General features: G+C 75.1%; 18 protein-coding genes. 6 read left to right on the top strand and 12 right to left on the bottom strand.

Translation table 11 applies throughout. From position 1 onward, the window contains the following. Positions 1 to 466: 466 nt before the first annotated feature. Positions 467 to 1,225 carry a hypothetical protein gene (locus tag IEY94_RS18180; protein WP_189171402.1) on the bottom strand — a complete coding sequence of 253 codons (759 nt, stop codon included), beginning with the start codon at positions 1,223 to 1,225 and terminating at the stop codon, positions 467 to 469. A 587-nt stretch (positions 1,226 to 1,812) separates the two neighbouring features. On the opposite strand from IEY94_RS18180, the gene IEY94_RS18175 reads away from it, so the two are divergent. Further along, a complete protein-coding gene (locus IEY94_RS18175; RefSeq protein WP_189171401.1) occupies positions 1,813 to 2,028 on the top strand; it encodes a hypothetical protein in 216 nt (71 codons plus the stop codon). Positions 2,029 to 2,124: 96 nt separating this feature from the next. Here IEY94_RS18175 and IEY94_RS18170 read toward each other — a convergent pair whose 3' ends face one another. The 5 genes from IEY94_RS18170 to IEY94_RS18150 all read right to left on the bottom strand — a co-directional run bounded on the left by IEY94_RS18170 (position 2,125) and on the right by IEY94_RS18150 (position 5,940). Continuing rightward, the gene (locus IEY94_RS18170) at positions 2,125 to 2,763 is read right to left on the bottom strand and encodes a peroxiredoxin (protein ID WP_189171400.1); all 639 of its coding nucleotides are present in this window, start codon (positions 2,761 to 2,763) and stop codon (positions 2,125 to 2,127) included. Positions 2,764 to 2,939: 176 nt separating this feature from the next. After that, positions 2,940 to 3,446 carry a mycothiol transferase gene (locus tag IEY94_RS18165; RefSeq protein WP_189171399.1) on the bottom strand — a complete coding sequence of 169 codons (507 nt, stop codon included), beginning with the start codon at positions 3,444 to 3,446 and terminating at the stop codon, positions 2,940 to 2,942. Positions 3,447 to 3,468: 22 nt separating this feature from the next. Continuing rightward, positions 3,469 to 4,422 carry a chitinase gene (locus IEY94_RS18160; protein ID WP_189171398.1) on the bottom strand — a complete coding sequence of 318 codons (954 nt, stop codon included), beginning with the start codon at positions 4,420 to 4,422 and terminating at the stop codon, positions 3,469 to 3,471. Between the two features lie 38 nt (positions 4,423 to 4,460). After that, positions 4,461 to 5,459: a chitinase gene (locus IEY94_RS18155; protein WP_229784232.1), complete on the bottom strand. Its 999-nt coding sequence runs from the start codon at positions 5,457 to 5,459 to the stop codon at positions 4,461 to 4,463. A 169-nt stretch (positions 5,460 to 5,628) separates the two neighbouring features. After that, on the bottom strand, positions 5,629 to 5,940 hold the full coding sequence (locus IEY94_RS18150) for a 4a-hydroxytetrahydrobiopterin dehydratase (RefSeq protein ID WP_189171396.1): 312 nt from the start codon (positions 5,938 to 5,940) through the stop codon (positions 5,629 to 5,631). Between the two features lie 210 nt (positions 5,941 to 6,150). Between IEY94_RS18150 and IEY94_RS18145 the strand changes: the two genes are divergently transcribed. Both IEY94_RS18145 and IEY94_RS18140 read left to right on the top strand, forming a co-directional pair. After that, entirely contained in the window at positions 6,151 to 8,301 is a 2,151-nt protein-coding gene (locus IEY94_RS18145; RefSeq protein ID WP_229784231.1) for a glycosyl hydrolase family 18 protein, read from the top strand. Positions 8,302 to 8,609: 308 nt separating this feature from the next. After that, positions 8,610 to 9,239, top strand: a complete 630-nt coding sequence (locus tag IEY94_RS18140; RefSeq protein WP_189171394.1) for a hypothetical protein — start codon at positions 8,610 to 8,612, stop codon at positions 9,237 to 9,239. A gap of 70 nt (positions 9,240 to 9,309) precedes the next feature. Here the strand turns inward: IEY94_RS18140 and IEY94_RS18135 are convergent, their stop codons facing one another. The 3 genes from IEY94_RS18135 to IEY94_RS18125 form a co-directional block, all read right to left on the bottom strand. Continuing rightward, positions 9,310 to 10,056 carry a S1 family peptidase gene (locus IEY94_RS18135; protein WP_229784230.1) on the bottom strand — a complete coding sequence of 249 codons (747 nt, stop codon included), beginning with the start codon at positions 10,054 to 10,056 and terminating at the stop codon, positions 9,310 to 9,312. A gap of 221 nt (positions 10,057 to 10,277) precedes the next feature. Continuing rightward, positions 10,278 to 11,123, bottom strand: a complete 846-nt coding sequence (purU, locus tag IEY94_RS18130) for a formyltetrahydrofolate deformylase (RefSeq protein ID WP_229784229.1) — start codon at positions 11,121 to 11,123, stop codon at positions 10,278 to 10,280. A 54-nt stretch (positions 11,124 to 11,177) separates the two neighbouring features. Then, a complete protein-coding gene (locus IEY94_RS18125; RefSeq protein WP_189171392.1) occupies positions 11,178 to 11,483 on the bottom strand; it encodes a hypothetical protein in 306 nt (101 codons plus the stop codon). Positions 11,484 to 11,832: 349 nt separating this feature from the next. On the opposite strand from IEY94_RS18125, the gene IEY94_RS18120 reads away from it, so the two are divergent. Further along, entirely contained in the window at positions 11,833 to 14,766 is a 2,934-nt protein-coding gene (locus tag IEY94_RS18120) for a hypothetical protein (protein WP_189171391.1), read from the top strand. A gap of 95 nt (positions 14,767 to 14,861) precedes the next feature. Here IEY94_RS18120 and IEY94_RS18115 read toward each other — a convergent pair whose 3' ends face one another. After that, entirely contained in the window at positions 14,862 to 16,103 is a 1,242-nt protein-coding gene (locus tag IEY94_RS18115; RefSeq protein WP_189171390.1) for a vanadium-dependent haloperoxidase, read from the bottom strand. 595 nt (positions 16,104 to 16,698) lie between these two features. Here IEY94_RS18115 and IEY94_RS18110 point away from each other — a divergent pair. Next, positions 16,699 to 17,658, top strand: a complete 960-nt coding sequence (locus IEY94_RS18110; RefSeq protein WP_229784228.1) for a hypothetical protein — start codon at positions 16,699 to 16,701, stop codon at positions 17,656 to 17,658. A 224-nt stretch (positions 17,659 to 17,882) separates the two neighbouring features. After that, positions 17,883 to 19,307 carry an MFS transporter gene (locus IEY94_RS18105; RefSeq protein WP_189171389.1) on the top strand — a complete coding sequence of 475 codons (1,425 nt, stop codon included), beginning with the start codon at positions 17,883 to 17,885 and terminating at the stop codon, positions 19,305 to 19,307. An 84-nt stretch (positions 19,308 to 19,391) separates the two neighbouring features. Here the strand turns inward: IEY94_RS18105 and IEY94_RS18100 are convergent, their stop codons facing one another. Together IEY94_RS18100 and IEY94_RS18095 are read right to left on the bottom strand one after the other, a co-directional pair. Then, positions 19,392 to 20,573, bottom strand: coding sequence for an LLM class flavin-dependent oxidoreductase (locus IEY94_RS18100; protein ID WP_189171388.1), 1,182 nt, complete (start codon positions 20,571 to 20,573; stop codon positions 19,392 to 19,394). A 21-nt stretch (positions 20,574 to 20,594) separates the two neighbouring features. After that, positions 20,595 to 21,800: an SfnB family sulfur acquisition oxidoreductase gene (locus IEY94_RS18095; protein ID WP_189171387.1), complete on the bottom strand. Its 1,206-nt coding sequence runs from the start codon at positions 21,798 to 21,800 to the stop codon at positions 20,595 to 20,597. Between the last annotated feature and the right edge of the window lie 156 nt (positions 21,801 to 21,956).

The following is a 21,956-nucleotide window of genomic DNA, read 5'->3' as shown; positions in this document are numbered from 1 at the left end:
AAGGTAAAACAATGAGTACACGGCCCGGGCCGGAACGGCCGGGTCGCAACAGTTGCCCGGCCGGTCGCCGGGGCGGCGTTCAACGCCGGTGCGACAGCGCCCGCCCGTCGCCGCGCCCACTGCGACGGCGGGCGGGGCGGCCGTGGCGGATGCGCCCGTCGGCCCGGATCGGTGGGGCCCGGGCCGCAACCGGTCCGGACCCCACCCGTCCGGCGGGCGCACGTCCGCCGGGGCGGATCCCCCCGGCGGCCCGCCGGACCGATCGGGAGCGCGGCGACGGCGGACCCCGCCGGCCGCGCCGGGGTGCCCGCGGCCGACCGCGCGCCGCCCGCGACGGGCATGGGGACCCGTCGCGGACGAATCGACACTAAGCAATGCAATCGTCGCGGAGTACCCGCCTACAATCCATCGGCGTCCGCCGCTGCCGCGGTCCTTGTTTATTGCCGCAAGGCCCGGCCGCGGCGCCTCAGCGCCGGGGGCCGCCGGCGAGGACGGCCAGCGCGGTGGCGCTCTCCACGTCGTCGTCGAGGAACAGCTCCGGGCCGGTCCCCGGCCGCCAGGCGGCCAGCCACGGGAACAGGCCCATGCAGGTGCGGGCCAGCGGCGGGAAGCGCAGCCGCGCGGGCAGCCCGTCGCCGGCCCGCGCCGACCAGGCGCGGCGCACCCGGCTGTCCCGCCGGACGACGACCGTGGGCGTCCGGTCGGCCAGGCCGCCGGCCCGCAGCCAGTCCGCGGCCAGTCGCTGCACCCGGGGCCAGGCGCCCGCGGTACAGCGGTCCAGCACCGCGCAGCCGAGGATCCGCGGCCCGCGCCCGACGTACTCGGGGCCGAGCCGCAGCACCCCGCCGGTGGACCGGGCCGGGCCCGGCGCCCGCCCGGCGGTGCGGGCCAGCTCCACCGCCAGCAGCGCCCCGGTACCGGGGCCGTCGGGCGTGGACAGGTAGTCGATCAGGGCGGCGCACGCCGCGGCCGGCGAGGCCCCGCCGAAGTCGACCACGTCGAACGGCCGGTGCGCCGGCCGGTGGTGCGGGTACGGCACGAACGCCCCGCCCGGCGCCGCGCCGGGCGCCCACCGGCTCGTCATCAGCACGTCGATCCCGGCGAGCGCCGCCGGCCCGGCCGCGGCCAGCACCGCGTCGACCGGCTCGGCCCGGTCGTCCGGCCGGGCGTCCCGTGGCGGCAGGAGGACGTGCCGGACCGCCTGTACGTACAGCGGGGACGGCACGGTTCAGGCGGCAGCCGGGCCGGCGGGGCGGACCCGCGCGGGGGCGGTCCCGAGGGCGAGCGGCAGTCGCGGACCCGGCGCGGCGCTGCCGGATACGAAAGCGACGGTCCTGTCCTCGAACGCCATGCGGCTCCTTCAGCGATCCGGTCGGCGAAATCGCCGGTGCGCAGTGGGGTTTACTGTGGCCTTTGCCGCGAGTCAGCGTAGCTGTTGCCCAAGGGCCATTCCAGTGACGTATCGGCGAAATTCCGGGGGACGCGGAAAACCCGATTCATGGCCGTCGCGTGAATCGAATATCTCCCATGTGGAGACTCGGAAAACCGGCCATCCGGACCGAGCCTGCGGGGGTCACGGCGAATGCCCGGAAATGCGCAGCCGCGGCAATGGTACGGCACTCGAACGGGGGAGGACAATCGTCGGCGCTGAATCGCCGGACGTCGTCCGGAACCCCGCCCATCGACATCGGACATCGCCCGTTCGATCATGATCGCGGCGACCCGGGGTTGACCTCCACCGGGTGCAGGTTTCACGATCGGGGCCGCGCCGGCCGCGCGGCCGGCGCACCCGAGTGGGGGAGGAATGCGGCAGTGGGCTTCACGTCGTACGGCGCGGTCCCGGTCCGCTACGGCGAGGGGCTCGCCGACGGCACCGCGGTCGCGCCGGGCATCCCGCTGCCGGTGCCGGACCCTTCGGCGGCGCGGCTGCGCGAGCTGGCGGACCCGTACGACCGCGGCGTGCTCCGGGTGCACCTGCGCGCGGTGCGCCCGCTGGCCCGGGCGGCCGACGCGCACCGCGCCGCGTAGACCGGCCGCGGCAAGGTCGTCCGGACGGTCCCCTGAACCCCGGCTGCGGGCACGGAAAGGGCGGGCCGGCGACCCGACCCGCCCCTTCGCCGCGGTCTACTTGTTGGGCTGCGGCGTGACGCGCAGGTACGGCTTCTTGGCCTCGAAGCCCTTCGGGAAGCGCTCGCGCGCCTCGTCGTCGGACAGCGCCGGCGCGACGATCACGTCCTCGCCGTCCTTCCAGTCCGCCGGCGTGGCGACCGTGTACTGCGCGGTGAGCTGGAGCGAGTCGATGACCCGCAGCACCTCGTCGAAGTTGCGGCCGGTCGACGCCGGGTAGGTCAGCGTCAGCTTGACCTTGTTGTCCGGGCCGATGACGAACACCGAACGGACCGTCAGGGTGTCGTTGGCGTTCGGGTGGATCATGTCGTACAGGTCGGCGACCGTGCGGTCCGGGTCGGCGATCAGCGGGAAGTTGAGCGCGTGCCCGGTGACGTCGGCGATGTCGCCGGCCCAGGCCTTGTGCTCCTCCAGCGGGTCGACCGACACGCCGATGACCTTGACGTTGCGGCGGTCGAACTCCGGCTTGAGCGCGGCCACCCGGCCCAGCTCGGTGGTGCAGACCGGGGTGAAGTCGCGCGGGTGGGAGAACAGCACCGCCCACTTGTCGCCCTTCCAGTCGTGGAAGTCGACAGTGCCGTCGGTGGTCGCCGCGGAGAAGTCGGGCGCCTGGTCGCCGAGTCGCAGAGTTGCCATTGATGCCTCTCTCGAAGGGGGATTCGTTTCGGCGGAACCTAGCGCGTCCCCCGCGGGATGCCCAGCCCCGAACGGGACAAATGCCACCCCGATCCGATCACCCCGCCCCCGGTCACCCGCTCGGGGCGCCCGCGGCCGTGCCGGTCCGCCGTCCGCGGGTGCCGGCGGCGGCGCGCTCAGCGGTCGAGCAGCCCGCGCAGGTACGCCGCCTGTCCGGCGTGCTGGAGGCCGTCGTCGGCGATGCTGACCAGCCGGACGCCGAGCGTCACCGGCGGGTCCCAGGCCCGGTCGACGACCCGGTCCAGGTCGGCCGGGGTGAGCCCGGCCAGGTAGTCGGCGGTCCGCTCGTGCACGGCCGCGTGGTACTCGACCAGGACCTGCCAGCTCTCCGGGCGGACGGCCGCGACCTCGTCGGGGGTGTGCCCGTAGCCGGTGTTCTCCGGGTCCGGGTCCAGCCCGAACCGGGGCGCCCAGCCGCCGGCGACCCAGAGCTGGTCGGCGCCGAGCAGCGCGGCGACGTGGTGGTCCTGCACCCGGCTGAGGTGCCACACCAGCCAGCCGGCCGGGTTCGCCCCGGCCGCCGGGGCGAACCCGAGCCGGTCCGGCGTCAGGTCGGTGACCGCGGCGCGGACCAGGTCCGGCAGGCGGCCGTACAGCTCGCGCAGGAGCCCGGCGACGTCCACGGCCCGAACTCTACGCGGCCGGTCAGAACCCGGCGGTGATCCGGGCGAACTCCCAGTCGGCCTGCGGCGTGCCGCTGGACCCGCTGCGGTCGCGGTTGATCGCCCAGTACGTGAACCGGGCCAGCCCCTTGCCCCTGGCCCAGTCCCGGATCCGGGTCCACTGCGCGGGCGTGGTGACCTCCTTGTTGTCGGAGGCGCCGTTCATGCCGGAGATGCCCATCCGCGCGTACGCCTGCTGGTCGGTCCAGCCGAACACCCCCCTGAGCGTGGCCCGCAGCGCCTCGGTCGACTCGACCGTGCAGTCGTACATGTCCAGGCCGCCGGTGCAGCCGAAGTTGAACGGCATGATCGTGTAGACGTCGATGTCCACGCCGGTGGCCTTCGCGTTCTCCACCAGGTGCTTGCCCGGCGCGCTGAGCCCGCTGCGGAACGTCGGCAGCGTGACGACGACCCTGATGCCGGGGTTCTTCTGCTTGACGATCCCGACCGCGGCGATGATCCGGTCCTGGTTGGGCAGGTGGTTCAGCTCGTCGTCGTTCTCGATGTCGAGGTCGATGGCCGTGAGCCGGTACTCGTCGATCACCTTCTGGTACGCCGCGGCCAGCGCCTCCGGCGTCCGGCAGTTGGTCCCGAGCTTGCTGCCCGACCAGCCGCCGAACGACGGGATCACGTCGCCGCCGGCCGCGCGGATCGCGGCGATGGCCCTCGCGTCCGCGCCGCCGGCGAGCGGCCGCTGGCCGTCCCAGGCGGGGTTGCAGCCGTTCTGCGCCAGGACGAAGGCCATCGTGTACCGGGTGATGCCGGTCGCCCGCATCACCGCGACCGGGTCGGGCGGGCTGTCCCAGCCGAGGTACAGGTACGGCGCGGCGGCCGTGCCCGCGCCCGGCGGCGCGGCGGCGGCCGGGACGGCGAGCGCGGCGCCGGCGAGCACGCCGGCCAGGCCGGCGGCGAGGGCGGTACGGGGGTTGCGTGTCACCTCTGTGTCCAGTTCCGGGTGCGAAGGGGCGGGTCCGGTCAGGGAAGGGTGGCCAGGTGGGGCTTGACCGCGCGGGCGAAGCCGCCGCCGTTGCGGACGTCCCAGTTGATCGACCAGGTCATCGCGCCGCGGATCCCCGGGTACGTGCGCGGCGGCCTGAACGAGCCGCACCCGGTGCCGCGGGCCAGGCAGTCCAGCGCCGCGTTCACCACCGACGGGGCGACAATGCCGCCGCCGGCCGCGCCGGCGCCCGAGGGCAGGCCGAGCGCGACCTGGTCCGGGCGCAGCCCGTTCTCCAGCGGGATGCAGGCCAGCGCGGTGAGGAAGTCCAGCGTCCCCTGGGCGTACGCCTTCGACTGGTCGCAGCCGAGCATCGTGCCGGAGTTGTAGTACTGGGTGTGCACGACGGTGAGGATGTCCTTGAGCGCCAGCGCGACCCTGAAGTAGTCGGTGTTCGCCGACTGCATGTCGATGGTCTGCGGCGCCATCGTGAGGATCTTCTCCGGCGGGCTGATCCGGCTCCACACGGTGCGCAGCGCGGGCACCATGTACGTGCTGTTCAGGCCGTTCTCCAGGTCGATGTCGACCCCGTCGAAGCCGAACTCGTCGATGATCCGGGCGAGCGTGTCGGCGAAGTTGTCCCGGGCCTCGGCGTTGCCGACCCAGACGGTCCCCTTCTCGCCGCCGACCGAGATGATCACCTTCTTGCCCCTGGCCCGCAGGGCGGCGATGTCGGCCTTGACGTCGGCGTCGGTGTACCCGCCGAGCTTCTTGGCCAGGCCGGCGTCCACGCCGAAGGTCAGCGCGCCGCGGGTGGCCGGGACGGCGTCGGCGAACGCGACCGCGATCACGTCGTACTCGGCCGGCACGTCCCGCAGCTTCAGCACGGTCGACCCGTTGTCGAAGTTGTGCCAGTACCCGGTCAGGACGTGCTTCGGCAGGGCCGGCGGTGCGGCCGGGCCGGCCGGCGCCGCGGCGGCGGGGACCGGGGCGAGGACGGCGGCGGCGATGGCCGCGGCGACCCGGGAACGCAGCACAGTGACCTCCATCGATGTCGGCTCGCCGACCAGCATCGGGGGAGGGGGCCGTACTTGGCAAGAGGAGGACCATGCCGGTCCATACCGGTACCCGAAATATCCGCATTCCGCGGCCGGTCGACCGCCGGCCGTTACGCCGCCGGCGGCATTCGCCCGGATTCGCCCGGCGTCAGCCCCGGCTGCCCGGATCGGCGAACGGGGCGTGCAGCGCGTCGAGGTGCTCGGCCAGCTCGACGTCGAGCGCGGTGACCCCGCCGGCGTCGTGGGTGCGCAGCGTGACGTCGACGCGGTTGTACACGTTCGTCCACTCCGGGTGGTGGTTCATCCGCTCGGCCCGGGTCGCCGCCGCGGCGAGGAAGCCGATGGCCCTGGCGAAGTCGGGGAACGCGTACCGGCGGCGCAGCGCGTCCGCGGCCACGGCCCAGCCCGGCAGGCGGGCGGCGGCGTCGGCGAGCGCGGCGGGGTCCAGGGTCACGGGCACGGGGCCAGCGTAGTGCGTACGACGATCTGAACAAACGGGCAGTCGTCGCCAATGCCCGCACACCGCGCGGTATCGATGCGCGCAGTGACGGATCAACCACCTTTCGTGGATGCTTCGGGGAGCTGGTCTAGACCGGCATGGGCCGGTACTTGCCAGCGGTACGCGGCGCCGTCGATTCTGTTCCCGGAACTCATATCGACGGAGGTCACTGTGCGACGACCGAAGCTCATCCCCTCTCTGGCGGCTGCCGTCGTCGCGCTGCTGGCCGCCGTCGGGGCGGCGGGGCCCGGCCGGGCGGACGCCGCGCCCGGCCCCGCCGCTTCCGCCGACGACGAGGCGTGCCGCCCGGACGGCCTGTACCGGACGCCGGGCGCCGCCGTGCCGTACTGCACCGTCTACGACACCGCCGGCCGGGAGAAGCTCGGCGACGCCCACCAGCGCCGGATCATCGGCTACTTCACGAGCTGGCGGACCGGGAAGAACGGCATGCCCGCCTACCTGGCCAACAACATCCCGTGGCAGCGGATCACCCACATCAACTACGCCTTCGCGCACGTCGACGCCGACAACCGGATCTCGGTCGGCTCGCCCGCCGCCAGGGACAACCCCGCCACCAACATGACCTGGCCGGGCGTGCCGGGCGCGGAGATGGACCCCACCCTGCCGTACACCGGGCACTTCAACCTGCTCCACAAGTTCAAGAAGGCGCACCCGCACGTCAAGACGCTGGTCAGCGTCGGCGGCTGGGCCGAGACCGGCGGGTTCATCGACGACGCCGGCAAGCGGGTCGACGCCGGCGGCTTCTACCGGATGACCACCACCGGCGGCAACGGGATCAACACCGCCGGCATCAACACGTTCGCCGACTCGGTCGTGGAGTTCCTGCGCAGGTACGGGTTCAACGGCGTCGACATCGACTACGAGTACCCGACCTCGAACAAGTTCGCCGGCAACCCGCTCGACTTCGCCCAGTCCAATGCCAAGCGGCCCGGCCTCAACGCCTCGTACCACGTGCTCATGAAGGTGCTCCGGGAGAAGCTGGACGCGGCGTCGGCCGCCGACGGCAGGCACTACCTGCTCACCATCGCCGCGCCGGCCTCCGGCTGGCTGCTGCGCGGGCAGGAGGCGTTCCAGTCGTTGCAGTACCTCGACTACGTCAACATGATGACCTACGACCTGCACGGCTCGTGGAACCACTTCGTCGGCCCGAACGCCGCCCTGCTGGACAACGGCAGGGACAACGAGCAGATCGACGGCGGCGTGTACAGCGGGTACGACGGCATCGGCTACCTGAACGCCGACTGGGCGTACCACTACTTCCGCGGCGCGGTGCAGGCCGGGCGGATCAACGTCGGCGTGCCGTACTACACCCGCGGCTGGCGCGGCGTCACCGGCGGCAGCAACGGGCTGTGGGGCAAGGCCGCCCTGCCCGACCAGAAGAAGTGCCCGAACGGCACCGGCGGTACGGTCGGCTCCACCACGCCCTGCGGCAACGGCGCGATCGGCATCGAGAACCTGTGGCACGACCTGGAGGACGGCAAGGAGGTCGCCTCGGGCGTCAACCCGATGTGGCACGCGAAGAACCTGGAGAACGGCGTGCCGGGCGACTACCTGGAGGCGTACGGGCTCACCCCGGCCACCGACCCCGACGACACGATCAGGGGCACGTACGCCCGGCACTACGACGCCTCGCTCGCCGCGCCCTGGCTGTGGAACCCGACCCGGACGTCGTTCCTGTCGACCGAGGACGAGCAGTCGCTCGCGGTCAAGGCCGACTGGGTCGTCGACAAGGGCCTGGGCGGCGTGATGATCTGGGAGCTGGCCGGCGACTACGCGCACGACGCGGCGAAGAAGCAGTACTTCATGGGCGACACGCTCACCACGCTGCTGCACGAGAAGTTCCGCAGGTCGACCCCGTACGGCGCCGCCAAGTCCACCATCGCCATGCCGGACCGGGCGCTCGACGTCGGCGTGGAGATCACCGGGTTCGCGCTCGGCGACAACAACTACCCGATCAGCCCGAAGCTGACCCTGCGCAACAACTCGGGGCAGGCCATCCCGGCCGGGTCGAAGCTGGAGTTCGACTACCCGACCTCGGCGCCCGGCTCGCTGACCCAGCAGTCCGGCTGGACGCTGACCACGGTCTCGTCCGGCCACAAGGGCCCGAACGCCGGCGGCCTGAAGGGCGACTTCCACCGGGTGTCGCTGAACATCCCGTCGGCGATCAACAACGGCGGGTCGGCGACGGTGGCGCTGAGCTACCGGCTGCCGATCGCCGGCCCGAGCAACTACACGGTGACGATCGGCGGCACCCGGTACGCCCTCGCCGCGGACCACCCGCGCACGAAGCCGGCGCGGTAGGCGCGCGCCGCACCGACGCCCCCGCCGGGCCGCCCACTACTCCCGCGGCCCGGCGGCGGGCCCACCCGCCCGCCCCGCCCGGCACCCCCGGGGACCGCCCGCGCCCGTGATCGTGGCCGCAGCGACCTTGTGGGCTCATCCAGCTCATGGTGATCGAGTTGCTGGCCGTGTCGGTGGGGCCGGGGTGGTTCCCGCGCGGCCGGGCAGTGGGGGAATGCACTCGGATCGCAACCGTGTGCGTGTCCGATTCCGGCGGCGCCGGCCGATCGGACGGGCTGTCACGGTTCGACGGGTGGGAGGCCGGCATCATGGAGCAGCACGAGAGGGACGGGGCGCAGCCCCCGGCACGCGTACGCTGGGCCCGGCGGCGCGGCCTGCTGACCCTGCTGGGTCTGGGCGTCACGGCGGCGGTCGTGTACCAGCAGACGGCGGGTACGTTCAGCGCCACCACCTCGAACCCCAGCAACGCCTTCACCATGGGCTCGGTCGTCATCACCGACAACGACTCCGGCGCGGCGCTGTTCACGGTGACCGGCATGGTCCCCGGCCAGACCGCGAACAACTGCCTCGTGGTCACGTACAGCGGTAACGCCACCTCGACGGTGAAGCTGTACACGGCGAACTACAACGCGACCGACGGCGCCGCGGACGGCGCGACCGCGCCGTCGTGGCTGCGGATGCACATCCAGGTCGGTACCGGCACCTGCGGCGCCCCGGTGGGCCTGACCAGCGTCACGGCGGCGGCGCCGGGCGACACGATGGCCACGGTGTCCGGCAAGACCAACTTCGCCAACGGGTACACGACCGGCTGGACCAGCGCGACCAACGGCAACACCCGGGTGTTCCGCTTCACCTACACCCTGGACTCCAGCGCGCCGAACACGGCGCAGAGCGACGGCATCACGACGGACTTCGTCTGGGAGGCGCAGAACAACTAGCCCCGCCCCCGTGAACGCCGACGGCGCGGTCCCCGATCCGGGGGCCGCGCCGTCGTGCGTCGGGTGGGCGTCAGCCGCCGACCGCGCCGCCGGTGGCCTGCTTGATCCAGGACAGGTGCGCCGGGACGCTGGTGTAGATGGAGGGGTTGCGGGCGCAGGTCTGCTCGCCGCGGCTGGTCACGCCGATCAGCACCCACTTGCCGTCCACCTGGCTGATCTGCGGGCCGCCCGAGTCGCCGAAGCAGGCACCCTGGTTGCCGCCCGGGTTGTCGGTGCAGATGTCGCCGCTGGGGTCGAACTGGCTGATGCCGCGGCAGCGCCCGGCGTCGACCATCGACGTGTCCAGCTCCTTGAGCACGGACGACGGCGAGCCGCCGGAGGCCGTGGTGGCGCCCCAGCCGAGCAGCTTGCTCTTGGTACCCACGGTCGGGTGCGCCGCGGCGATCGGGATCGGCGGGGTCTTGGCGGGCGAGGCCAGCTCGCCGACCGCGATGTCGTGGATCGTCCGGTACTGCGGGTGGTTGGTGTACCGGGTGACCCGGACGACCTCGCCGCCGGAGTTCTTGTTGTTCGAGTCGAGGCGGACGTTGCCGCCGCCGCCACTGGTGCAGTGCGCGGCGGTCACGATCCACTTCTCGTGGATCAGGGCCGAGCCGCAGCCGCCGAGGCTGCCGGTGAACGGCCACTTCTCGGTGGTGACCTTGCCGCCGACGATGCGGTTGCTGCCGGGGTCGGCCGCGGCCGGTACGGCGACGGCGCCGGCGGCGAGCGCGGCTGCCGCCAGTGCGGCCAGCGCGATTCTCGGTGCGATCTTCACGGATGGCTCCTTGTGCCCGGGGTGGGGAATGGGGTGGGTGGTCGTCGCCCGCCCGGCCGGGGCGCGGCGACCGCGGCGGACCGTTCCCTGCCCACGCTAGACCGCATCGAGCAACTTCGATAGCTGTTGGTCAAGCGAATTCGACCCGGGCCGGCGGCATCCCCGGGCGGGGCCGGCGGCATCCCTCCCGACGGGAGACCGCATCCTTCCCGACGGGAAGGTCAGAAGACGAGCACCAGGTTGTCGTGCCGGAGCAGCCGGTCGGCGCAGTGCCAGCGGACGGCCCGGGCGAGCACGGTCCGCTCCACGTCCGCGCCCAGGCGGGCCAGCGCGGCGGTGTCGTCGCGGTGCGACGCGCGGATCACGTCCTGCTCGATGATCGGGCCCTCGTCCAGGTCCTCGGTGACGTAGTGCGCGGTCGCGCCGATCAGCTTGACGCCGCGCTGCCGGGCCCGCTCGTACGGGGCCGCGCCCGGGAAGGCCGGCAGGAACGAGTGGTGGATGTTGATGATCGGCACGCCGACCCGGGCGAGGAAGTCGGCGCTGAGGATCTGCATGTACCGGGCCAGCACGATCAGGTCGCAGGTCCCGGCGAGCAGCTCCAGCAGCCGCGCCTCGGCGGCGGCCCTGCCGTCGACCGGTACCGGCACGTGGTGGAACGGCAGCCCGAACTCCGCCACCGTCGGCGCGAGGTCGGGGTGGTTGGCGGCGACCAGCGTGATGTCGCCGCCCAGCTCGCGGCGGCGCCACCGCCAGAGCAGGTCGACGAGGCAGTGGTCGGCGCGCGAGGCCAGCACCGCGATCCGCTTGGGCACGGCGGCGTCGGCGATCCGCCACCGCATCGCGTACGGCGCGGCGACCCCCTCGGCGAACGCCGCCGCCAGCCCGGCCCGCCCCGGCGCCGGCAGGTGGAACTCCATCCGCAGGTGGAAGGTCCCGCGCTGCGGGTCGGAGGAGTACTGGTCGGACGTCGTGATGTTCGCGCCGCGCCCGTGCAGGAAGCCGGAGACGGCGCTGATGATGCCGGGCCGATCAGGGCAGGTGACGAGGAGGCGCAGTACGTCCACCGCCACCGCCCCCGTCCCGTCGTGCGTGCGCCGGGCGCCGCGGCCCGGCCGTGATCACCCTACCGCGGGCCGCTGCCGCGGACGGGGCGCGGACGCGCGGGTCCCCGGATCGACCGGCGCCGACCCGGCGGCGGGCGGCGGGTCGCCCGGCAACGGCGCGGTGGGCAACGGGGCGGCGGGCGCGGTGCCGGCCAGGGCGGCGAGTTCGGCGCGGAGGTGGCGCAGTTCGGTGGCGACGGCGATCAGGCCCAGCGCCTGCGCGACGCTCGCCTTCACCAGTCGCATCTCCGGGGTACCGGCCTTGCCGGCTTTCACGATGGCCTCGGTGACCCGTGCGATGGGGTCCGCTTCGTCCCGCATGCGAGCTCCTCGGGTGCTCGGGGGTGTCCCGAGAGATTCCCACGACGGCGGCGCCGCGTCGACCGCTGGAAACCCGCCCGGCGAACGCGCCATCCCGAATTCGCCGGCCGGTCGGGAAACGGCGACGGCCGATCCCCGCCGGTCACGGGCGGTTCGCCAGGGCGTCGCACAACGGCCACCCGACCCGGCCCGCCGGCCGGGGTGCGCCGCGGCTGCCGGCGGGTGGCGGCGCGCAGGAAAGGGGCCGCCGCGGCCCTGTCGGATATCCGACAGATCACCGAACGCGGTTGCACACTGTCCATCCGTGACAGTGGTCCGGCGGCCGCGTTGACCCACGGGGGAGGAAGCGATGACCGAGTCCGCACCACCCGGGCCGGGCGGCGCCGACGCGCCGACGCCCGCGCCCGGCCGTCCCGCCGGCCCTCCGGCACCCCGCCCCGGCGGCGCGTCCGCACCCGGCGGCGGGGCCGGTTCCGGTCGCCGGCCCGCGCCCGGCGGCGAGCCGGCGGCGGAGCCGGAGCACCCGCTCGCCGCGCTGCTCGCCGCCGTCACCGCCGTCGACCGCCTCCGGTACCTCCCGCGCCCGATCATCGCCCTCGCCACCACCGGACGCTCGTCGTCGCCAGCGCGGGCCACAGCCACGGCCTCGGCGCCCGGCGCCGCCCCGCCCACCGGGCCGTCCGCGGACCCGGCCGATCTGGTCGGTGCGGTGGGGGCGCTGCTCGACGCCGCCGCCCCGCGCATCCCGCACGCCGTCGTCGACGCCGCCGCCCACCCGGACGTCCGCGGCCTGCTCGACGCCGCCGTGGCCCAGTTGGAGCGGCCGGGCTCGGGCTGGCGGCCGCTGCCGTTCCCCCGGTACCGCGACGTCGCCGCCATCGCCGACCTGCACCTCACCACCAGCGGGGTGGACCGGCGGGCCGCCGCGATCCGCGCCGCGATCGGCCCGCCGAACACCGGCGCGCCGCGGGCCACCGAGCCGATGGTGTCGATGCTCACCGCCGCCGGTACGGTCGCCGCGCTCTCCGCCGGCCAGGCCGGCGGCACCCGGCTGTCCGCCGCGCTGTACGCGCTCGGCGTGGCCCTGCTCTGCGTCGTGCTCGCGCTGGCCGCGCGCCGGCTATGGACGGTGGCCGGGCCGCGCTGGCGGCTGCGCCGGCTCGGCCGGCGCGGCGTCGGCGTCGAGCGCGGCGCCGGGGTGCTCGCCGAGGCGACGACGTGGACCGCCGACGCGGTGGCCTCCGCGCGCGACCCCGGCGCGGCCCGGCTGCGCCGGGACCGGGTGCTGGTCGCCGCGTTCCTGGCCGACCTGCGCGCGGCCCACCGGCGGCGGTGGTGGAGCGGGGACTGGCGGACGGCGTACCCGGTGCTGGTCCTCGCCGACCGCGCCGGCGCGCCCGCGGCGGCCACGCTGCTCGCCGGCCACGCCGCGACCGCCGACGCGCGGGCGCTGGTGGTCGTCACCGACCGGCCGGACCCGCGCGCCCGGTACCGGCCGCTGGCCCAGTGGACGGCGTACCGGCGGCCGTGGGCCGGCGGCGCCGACCGGACCCGCCCGTGGGCGCTCGTGCTGGACGCCGCCGCGCTGGCGGCACTGGCGGCGGCGACCGCGGGACCGGCCGCCCGCCCGGCCCGGCGGACCGAGCGGGCGCGCAGCCGGCTGCTGGCGGCGGCGCTCGGCGCGAGCCTGCTGGCGGGCGCCGGCGTGGTCGCGTACCGGTCGCTGGTGTGGGCCTGCCGGCCCGGCGTGTTCGGCGAGAACGTGGTGACCGAGCAGGGGCAGGAGATCGGGTACCGGCTGTGCGGGGCGCCGTTCGGCGGGCCGGCGAGCCGGTCGGCGCGGTACGAGAAGCTGATCTACGCCGAGAACCGGCGGGTCGAGCGGCTGCGCCGCGAGCAGCCGGCCCGGCGGCCGCTGACGCTGGTCCTGCTCACCGCGCTGACCCGGCCCAGCGGCGACGCGCGCACCTCGCAGGTGGCGGAGTCGGAGGACCTGGCCGGCGCGTACGCGGTCCAGCTCGCCGTGAACAACGACGGCCCGTCCGGCGGGCCGCTGCTGCGGCTGGCGGTGGCGAACGCCGGTGCCGCCAGCGGCCACGCCGGCCTGGCGGTGGACCGGCTGGGCGAGCTGCTGGCCGCCGACCCGACGGTCCGCGGCGGCGTGGTCACCCTGGACAGCCGGGAAGCGGTCAAGCAGGCGCTGACCCGGCTCGACCCGGCCCGGTTCGTGATGATCAGCCCGACCATGACGGCCGAGGACCTGGTCCGGGCGCTGCCGGGGTTCTTCCAGATGATCGCGCCGAACGGCGCGCAGGCCGAACTCGTCCGCCGGTACGTCGACCGGGTGGCGCCCGGCGCGACGCTGATCGACGTGTACGCCGCCGGGGCCGAGCAGGCCGCGGACACGTACGTGCTCACGCTGCGCCGGGAGCTGGCCCGCCGGTTCGGCAAGCGGTTCGGGGTCTGGCGGTGGAGCCGGCCGGGCGAGCCGCCCGGCCGCGACCGCGACGGCCCGCTGACGAACGCCTTCTGCGGCGGGGCGAACCGGGTGCTGTTCTTCGGCGGCCGGTACACCGACTTCCGCGACTTCACCTGGGACCTCGTGGACACCTGCAACGGCCGGATCCCGCTGCTCATCGCCGACGACTCGACCTCGCGGTTCATCGCCGACCGGGACCTGGCGGCCAGCGCCCCGCCCGGCCTGGCGGTGGTGATGGCGACCAAGAGCGTGCTGCTGTCCTGCCGGCGGCTGCTCGACGACCGGTTCGCCGGCGCGACCGCCGGGCCCGCCGGGACGGGCGTCGCGCCCCGGCTCCAGTTCCGCCGGGACATCGGGGCGGCGCTCCAGCGCTGCCCGACCGCCGAGCGCGCGGGGGAGCGCGCCGACGAGCTGACCGACCTGGCCGGCGGGTGGGCGGCGACGTCGTACGAGGCGGTCCGGCTGCTGCACTGGGCCGCCGGCCGGGCCGAGCCGCCGCGCGCCGGCGCCGCCCCGGCCGGGCCGCTCGGCGAGCGGATGGCGGCGGTGCTGCGCGGCGGGACGCAGCGGGTGCCGCTGCCGTACGGGGTGAACAGCCCGGTCCGGTTCGACGCCGACCGGGTGAGCCGCAGCCGGCGCACGTCGCTGGTCTGCCTGCGCGACCTGACCGCGGCCGCGGTCTCCGGCACGGCGGCGGACGTGGCGGTGGAGGTCGCCCGGCGCGGCACGGCCTACCCGGCCGACGGGCGGGAGCCGGTACCGGTCACCTGCCCGCCGCCGGCCGTGCCCCGCGGCGCCGGCTGAGCCTGCGCCGCCGCGGCCCGGGCGTCCGGCCGGACGCGCACACGAGGGTGGGGCGGGGCACCCCGCACGGGTGCCCCGCCCCGAGGGGATGCGGTTCAGTCGAGGAGGGCGCCGGCGTTGCGGACCGCGTACGCGCCGACGCGCCGGCCCAGCTCGGCGCCCACGATGTCCGCCGTCCGGGTGTGGATGCCGGAGAACACCCGGGCGTCCACGTTCTCGTCGGTCAGCGTCCGCCAGGCGCGGTACGTGCGCACCGCCCCCGGCTGGGTCGGGCTGCCGATGCTGAACGGCGCCCGGGCGTGCTCGCCGACCAGGGCGGTGAGGACCGCCTCCGCCGCGCCCGAGTAGGTGTTGTGGCCGCTCGGGTAGTCCGGGTGCGCCGGGGTGCGGTGCAGCGGGGTCCAGGCCGCCTCGCCGCCGGCCCGGATCGCCGTCACCGGGCGCCAGGTGAGGTACGCGTACTTGGCGTCCGAGGTGGCGATCTGGGTGTCGACCAGCGCGGCGTGGAACACCGCGACCAGCGCCGCCCGGTCCGCGGTCGGAGCCGCCGACTGCACGACGGCCGCCCGCAGCACCCCGGTGTACAGGGTCAGCGAGGAGCCGAGCCAGAACGTCGCGGTGTCGGTCTGCGCCGCCGTCCGGGCGGTGCTGGCGGCCGACCCGTACGCCCTGACCTCGGCGAGGTCCCGGTGGTACGGCGCCGAGCCCACCGCCGGCGGGGTGGCCGGCCGGAACCGGTCCGCGGCCGGCAGCACGAACGGCTTCGCCACCCGGTTCCCGGCCTGCTGCGCCGGGTCGAAGGTCGGCGGCGTCGGCTGCCACACGCCCGGCGCCGGCTGCGGCGTCGGGAACGGGGCGTTGACGCCGGCCGGGTCGAGGCCGTCGCCGGTCCGGGCCCCGAGCAGCTCGGCCGCCTCGGTCCGGCCGGCGGCCACGCCGCGCTCGCGGGGCGCGCCGGCGGGGATCCGGCCGAGGGTGGTGGCCAGCGCCGCGTCCAGCGGGGCGGCCCGGTCCGGGACGAGCGCGCGCAGCGCGTGGTGCACCGCGGTGGCGAGCGCGGCGTCCCGGTACTGCCGGGCCGGGCCGGGCTCGGTGAAGGTGGGCGTGCGGCGCAGCGCGCGGGCCGCCGCGAGCCAGCCGATCGCCCACGTGCGGCTGTCGGTGACCTGCGGCTCGGTGCCGGCGGCGACCGCCGCGGCGGTCACGTCGTACCACTCGGCGACGGTGTCGACCTCGGGCCGGGCGGCCGCCGCCGGGCCGGCGAGGCCGCCCGCGGCGATGAGGGCGCCGGTCGCGGCGGCAACCGCGCGGCGCAGGGGAGAGGAGAGGACGGACATGGATTCGCTCCCTGTGGCGAGGAATGGCATCGAACGCCGGCCGGAGTGGGCCGGCGGCGGTGTCCGCGCAGCCGTTGTCGGCGCGCCGCCGGGCGGGCGGCGCGGAGCGCGGGGTCGAGTGCGATGGGGCAGCGGATCAGGGGCGACAGCGGGTACTGCACACCCGCTGGTGGTCGATGACGCGGCGGCGGGTCAGCCGCGGGTCGGGGGGCATGCCGGAAAACTACGGCCGGCGCGCCGCGGATGTCCATGCGAATGTGCCCCGCATCACCTATTAAGCCCATGGGATTACTGGGATACGATCATGCCCACCGGACGATTCCGCACGTCGGCCGGCATGTGAACGCGAATACAGTGAACGTTCCCACCCGTCGGCCCGCCGCCGCCGGCCTGTCGAGCGACAATCCGCGCGTACCACCGCACAGCGGGCGGGAAATCCGGGCGCCCGCCGCCGGCCGGGTGAGCGCCCATCACCTGTGTTGATCGATGGCTATGGATGAATTCCGGCCCGGGTCCTAGGGTGGCGACGCACGGCGGGTCACCCACCCCGCCGTCTCCCGCCCCACGGGGAATTCCCTGGTGAAACGAGGTCCGTGTGACTGCAAACGCCGTCCGCATCCTGACCGCCGCCGGGCTGGTCGTGGCCCTCGGGTCCGGCTCGGCCGTCGCCGCCGCGGCCCCGCCGGCGCCCGTCGCGGCCCGCGGTACCGCCCCGTACTGCTATGACGAGCCCGTCACGGCGCAGGCCGACATCAGCGACGTCCGGTCCGCCTTCAAGCAGAGCAATTGGCTGCCCACCATCCAGGCCATGTACAAGCGCCGCTGGCCGAGCGGCGAGGGCCTGGCGACCGCGCAGGCGAAGGACAAGTACTTCGACCAGTTCGTCAAGAAGGAGAGCTTCGAGGCGCTCGCCGAATCGATGATGGTCGCCATTCACGAGGAAACCCACATGTGGGACCTGGACCCGTCCCGCACCTCGTGGAACAAGCACATGGGCGCCTGGATCAACAACACGCAGCAGGCGGCGAAAGTGCCGCTGCACGGCGGATTCCCGCGCAAGGAGATCCTGCCGCTGATCAAGGACAACCTCACGTCGAGCATGGACGAGACGTACCTCAAGGACAAGACGCAGGGCGAGTACTTCCTGCAGGGCGTCATGGCCGAGCTGAACGCGGGCCTGATGGGCCTGCCGGCCGCGACCGTCGTCGGCGAGTACATCAAGGGCGTCGGCGCGAGCAACTCCCGCGACATCGTCGCGACGAACATGCTGTACCTCCAGCTCTACCTGCGCGTCGCCAAGAGCAGCCACGCCGACTACTGGGCGAAGATCAAGAACGAGCCGGCGCTGCGCGAGCTGGTGCTGACCGAGTTCCTGCGCGGGGCGTACTGGCAGGAGCGGGCGGCGGCGCACCCGGCCGCCGGCAAGCTCGGCGGCCCGAACGCCACGAAGATCATCGCGAAGAACTACGACCCGGCGAACATCGCGATCCTGGAGGAGTTCACCGGCCGCAAGCTGCGGGTCCAGGGCGGCCAACTGCACTGCACGGCCGACTGACCGCGGCAACGGCGGCGGGGCGGGGGGCGACAGCAGCCGCACCCCGCCCCGCCGCCGTTCACCGCCCGTCGGAATACCAAGTTAACCGGTCGGAATTATGGGTGTTCTCGGTCACGTTCCCGTGAGGGTTTCCCGGTGCGCGGGTTAACGTGCCGGCAGTGGCCGCCCGGTGACCGCCCGGCCCGGCCGCGCGTCCACCCCCGCCCGGCCGGAGGAGTACCGCAGTGCCGCAGCGCCGGGCCGAACGGGCCGTGTTCGTCGTCCTCGCCGTCGCCACCGGCGCGTTCTCGGTACTGCAATCCCTGGTCGTCCCCGCGCTCGGCACGTTCCGGCACGCCCTGGACACCACGCCCGCCGGCGCCGCGTGGATCCTCACCGCGTACCTGCTCAGCGCCTCCGTGCTGACCCCGATCATCGGCCGGTTCGGCGACCTGTACGGGCGCAAGTGGCTGCTCGTCGCCGCCCTCGGTGGCCTGTGCGCCGGCTCGATCACCTCGGCACTCGCCGACAACCTGGCGCTGATGCTCGCCGGGCGGGTCGTGCAGGGCGCCGGGGGCGCGGTGTTCCCGCTGTCCTTCGCGATCGTCCGGGACCACGTCGCCCCGGACCGCCGCCCGCGCGCCATCGGCGCCCTGTCCGCGGTGCTCAGCGTCGGCGGGGCGCTCGGCACGGTCGCGGCCGGGCCGATCCTGGACCACCTGTCGTACCACTGGCTGTTCTGGATCCCGGCGGGCGTGACCGCCGCGGCCGCGGCGACCGCGGCGGTGCTGGTGCCGCGCTCGCCGGTCGACCGCGGCGGCGCCCGGGTCGGCTGGGCGGGCGCCCTGCTGCTCGCCTCCTGGCTCACCCTGCTGCTGCTGGCGATCAGCACGGTCGGCCGGGCCGACTGGCGGTCGCCGGCCGCCGCCGGCCTCGCCGCCGGCGCGGCCGCGCTGTTCGCGGTCTGGCTGCGCGTCGAGGCCCGGGCGCGGCACCCGCTGGTGGACCTGCGGACGCTGTGGCTGCCCACCGTACGGGCCACCAACGCCGCCACCCTCCTGCTCGGGCTCGGCTCGTTCGGCGCGTGGATGGTGGTCCCGCTGCTGGTCCAGCAGCCGGCCGGGACCGGGGTCGGGTTCGGCGCCACGCCGACCGTCGTCGGGCTGGTCATGCTGCCCACGGCCGTCGGCAACGTGCTGGTGATGCGCTGGGGCGGCAGCACGACCAACCGGCGCGGGCCGCGGGTCACGCTGCTCGCCGGCACGGCCCTGTCCGGCGCCGCGTACCTGCTGCTGGCCGCCGGCCACCACCACCTGCCGGCGGTCTGCGCCGCGGTGCTGCTCATGGGCGGCGGGGTCGGGCTGGCGTTCGCCGCGGTCGCCGTCCTGGTGGTCGAGGCGGTGCCGGCGGACCAGACGGGCTTGGCCACCGGCATCAACACGATCATGCGGACGATCGGCGGCACGCTCGGCTCGACCGTCGCCGGCAGCCTGCTCACCGCCGCGCTGACCCCGGCGGGGTATCCGCACGACGGGGCGTACCTCGCGGCGTTCCTGCTGTTCGCCGCGGCGCTGGCCGGCTCGTTCCTGGTCGGCACCCGGGTGCCGACCAGGCCGGTGCCGGGAGCGGCGGCGCCGGCGGCGCTGGCCGGCCTCACTCCCGCCCGCTGACCGCGACCCCGGCCGGCCGTGCCGGAACCCCGGGATCGTGCTCACGGTCGAGCGGCCCTCACGGTCGCGTGGCCGGGGCGGCGCTCACGGCCGGGCGGCGGCCGCGGGGCGCGGGGCCGGGACGCTCGCGGCGAACGGCACCGCCGCGCCCGCGTCGGCCGGCTCGCCCGCCGGGTGCCGCCACAGGCCGCGCGCCCGCAGCACCGGCAGCACCCCCTCGCCGAACCAGTACGCCTCCTCCAGGTGCGGGTGCCCGGACAGCACGAACTCGGTGATGCCGAGCCGGTGGTACTCGGCGATCCGGTCGGCGACCTCGGTGTGGCTGCCGACCAGCGCGGTGCCCGCGCCGCCGCGGACCAGGCCGACGCCGGCCCACAGGTTCGGCGCCACCTCCAGCCGGTCGGTGCTGCCGCCGTGCAGGTCCAGCATCCGCCGCTGCCCCTCGGACTCGCTGCGGGCCAGCCCGCGCTGGACCGCGGCGATCGTCGCCGGGTCGATCCCGGCCAGCAGCCGCCGGGCCCGGGCCCACGCCTCGTCGGCGGTGTCCCGGCTGATCACGTGCAGCCGGATGCCGTACCGCAGCTCGCGCCCGCGCGCGGCCGCCGCGGCCCGGACCCGGTCCAGCTTCGCGGCCACCGCCGCCGGCGGCTCGCCCCAGGTCAGGTACGTGTCGACGTGCCGGGCGGCGACGTCGATCGCCTCGGGGGAGGAGCCGCCGAAGTACACCGCGGGCACCGGGTCCGGGACCCGGTCGAGCTGCGCCCCCTCGACCCGCAGGTGTTCGCCGGCGAAGTCGACCGGCCCGCCCGCCCACAGTGCGCGGACGACGTGCAGGAACTCGTCGGTGCGCCGGTACCGGGCCGGCTTGTCCAGGAAGTCGCCGTACGCCCGCTGCTCGTGGCTCTCCCCGCCGGTCACGACGTTGAGCAGCAGCCGCCCGCCGGAGTGCCGCTGGAACGTCGCCGCCATCTGCGCGCCGAGCGTCGGCGAGACGAAGCCGGGCCGGAACGCCACCAGGAAGCGCAGCCGCTCGGTCGACTCCACCAGCATCGCCGTGGTCAGCCAGGCGTCCTCGCACCACGCGCCGGTCGGGGTCAGCGCGCCGACGAAGCCGAGCTGCTCGGCGCTGCGGGCGATCTGCCCCAGGTACGCCAGCGTGGCCGGGCGGGCGCCGCCGGCGGCGCCGGCGGGCGTGCCGTGGCCGCCGGCGACGATGTCCCGGCTGTCGCCGTACGTGGGCAGGAACCAGTGGAAGGTCAGGGTCATCGCGGGTACCTCGGGTTCGGGTCAGAGCAGGCCGTGGCGCGGCGGGAGCGTCCCGTTCAGGACGTACCGGCCGATGTGCTGGATCTTCCAGCGCACCGGGTCGTGCAGGGTGTGCGTGCGGGCGTTGCGCCAGTGCCGGTGCAGGTTGAGCCGGTCCGGGCTGGACCGGGTGCCGCCCAGCTCGAACACCGCGCTGCCCAGCTCGACGGCGACCGGGTCGACGTACGCCTTCGCGCTGGCCACCGCGATCGACGCCGCCGCGGCCGACGCCCCGGTCAGCTCGCCCCGGGCCGCGTCCACGGCCCGGCCGGCGGCGTGCAGCAGGGCCTCCGCGGCCCGCACCTTGATCGCCAGCTCGCCGACCCGCTGGATCGACAGCGGGTCCGCGGCGGCCGTGGGCACGCCGCTCTCGAACCACGGGCGGGCGCTGGTCCGGACGAACCGGACGGCCTCGTCCAGCGCGGCCCCGGCGATGCCGACGTCGATCGCGGCGTGCAGGAGCTGGGCGTACGCGCCGTGGAGCTGCGGCCCGGCGAACGTCCGGTGGTGCGGCACCACGTGCGCCGCCGGCACCGGCACGTCGTTGAGCCGGACCGTGCCGCTGGCCGTCGTCCGCTGGCCCATCCCGTCCCAGTCGTCGACGACGGTCAGGCCGGGCGCGCCGCGCGGGACGTACGCGACCAGCAGCGCGTCGTCCGGCCCGAGGGCGAGCACCGGCACCCAGTCGGCGAACAGCGCCCCGGTGCTGTAGTGCTTGGTGCCGCGCAGGATGTACCCGCCGTTACCGTCGGGGTGCAGCCGGGTGCGGTACTCCTGCACGTGCGCGGTGCCGGCCTCGGACTGGGCGTTGCCGAACCGCTTGCCGGCCAGCACCTCGCCGAGCAGGTACGCCCGCTGGTCCTCGGTGCCCTGCTGGCGCAGCACGTTGACGTAGACGAAGTGGCTCTGCGGGATCTGCGCGATGTTCGGGTCGCCCGCGGCGAGCAGCCGGAACACCTCGGCGGCCGTGGTCGCGCCGACGTCGGCGCCGCCGTACCGGCGGGGGACCGTGATCCCGAGCAGCCCGCTGGCCGACAGCCGGTCCAGCTCGGGGCCGGGCAGCCGGCGTTCGGCGTCGCGGGTGGCGGCGTCCACGGCGAAGTCGGCGGCCAGCTCGCGGGCGGCGGCCAGCGCCTCGGTGTCGTCGGCGATCACCCGGGCGGCCGGGGCGGCGGCGCGGTCGGTCATCGGCGGGCTCCGTCTCGGTCGGGGCGGCCCGGCGGCGCGGCGACCCGGACGGGAGCGCCCGGCGGGCCGGGGGAGACCGCGAGAATATCCTAGTCAGCCGATCTGACATATAGGTGTGCTGTGATACTGCTCTCGCTGCGGTGACGCCGGCCCGGC

The sequence above is a fragment of the Pilimelia anulata genome (genome assembly GCF_014647895.1).
Lineage (GTDB): Bacteria > Actinomycetota > Actinomycetes > Mycobacteriales > Micromonosporaceae > Pilimelia > Pilimelia anulata.
Note: the sequence above shows the minus strand (reverse complement) of the source record. Positions and strands in the feature narration are given on the sequence as shown.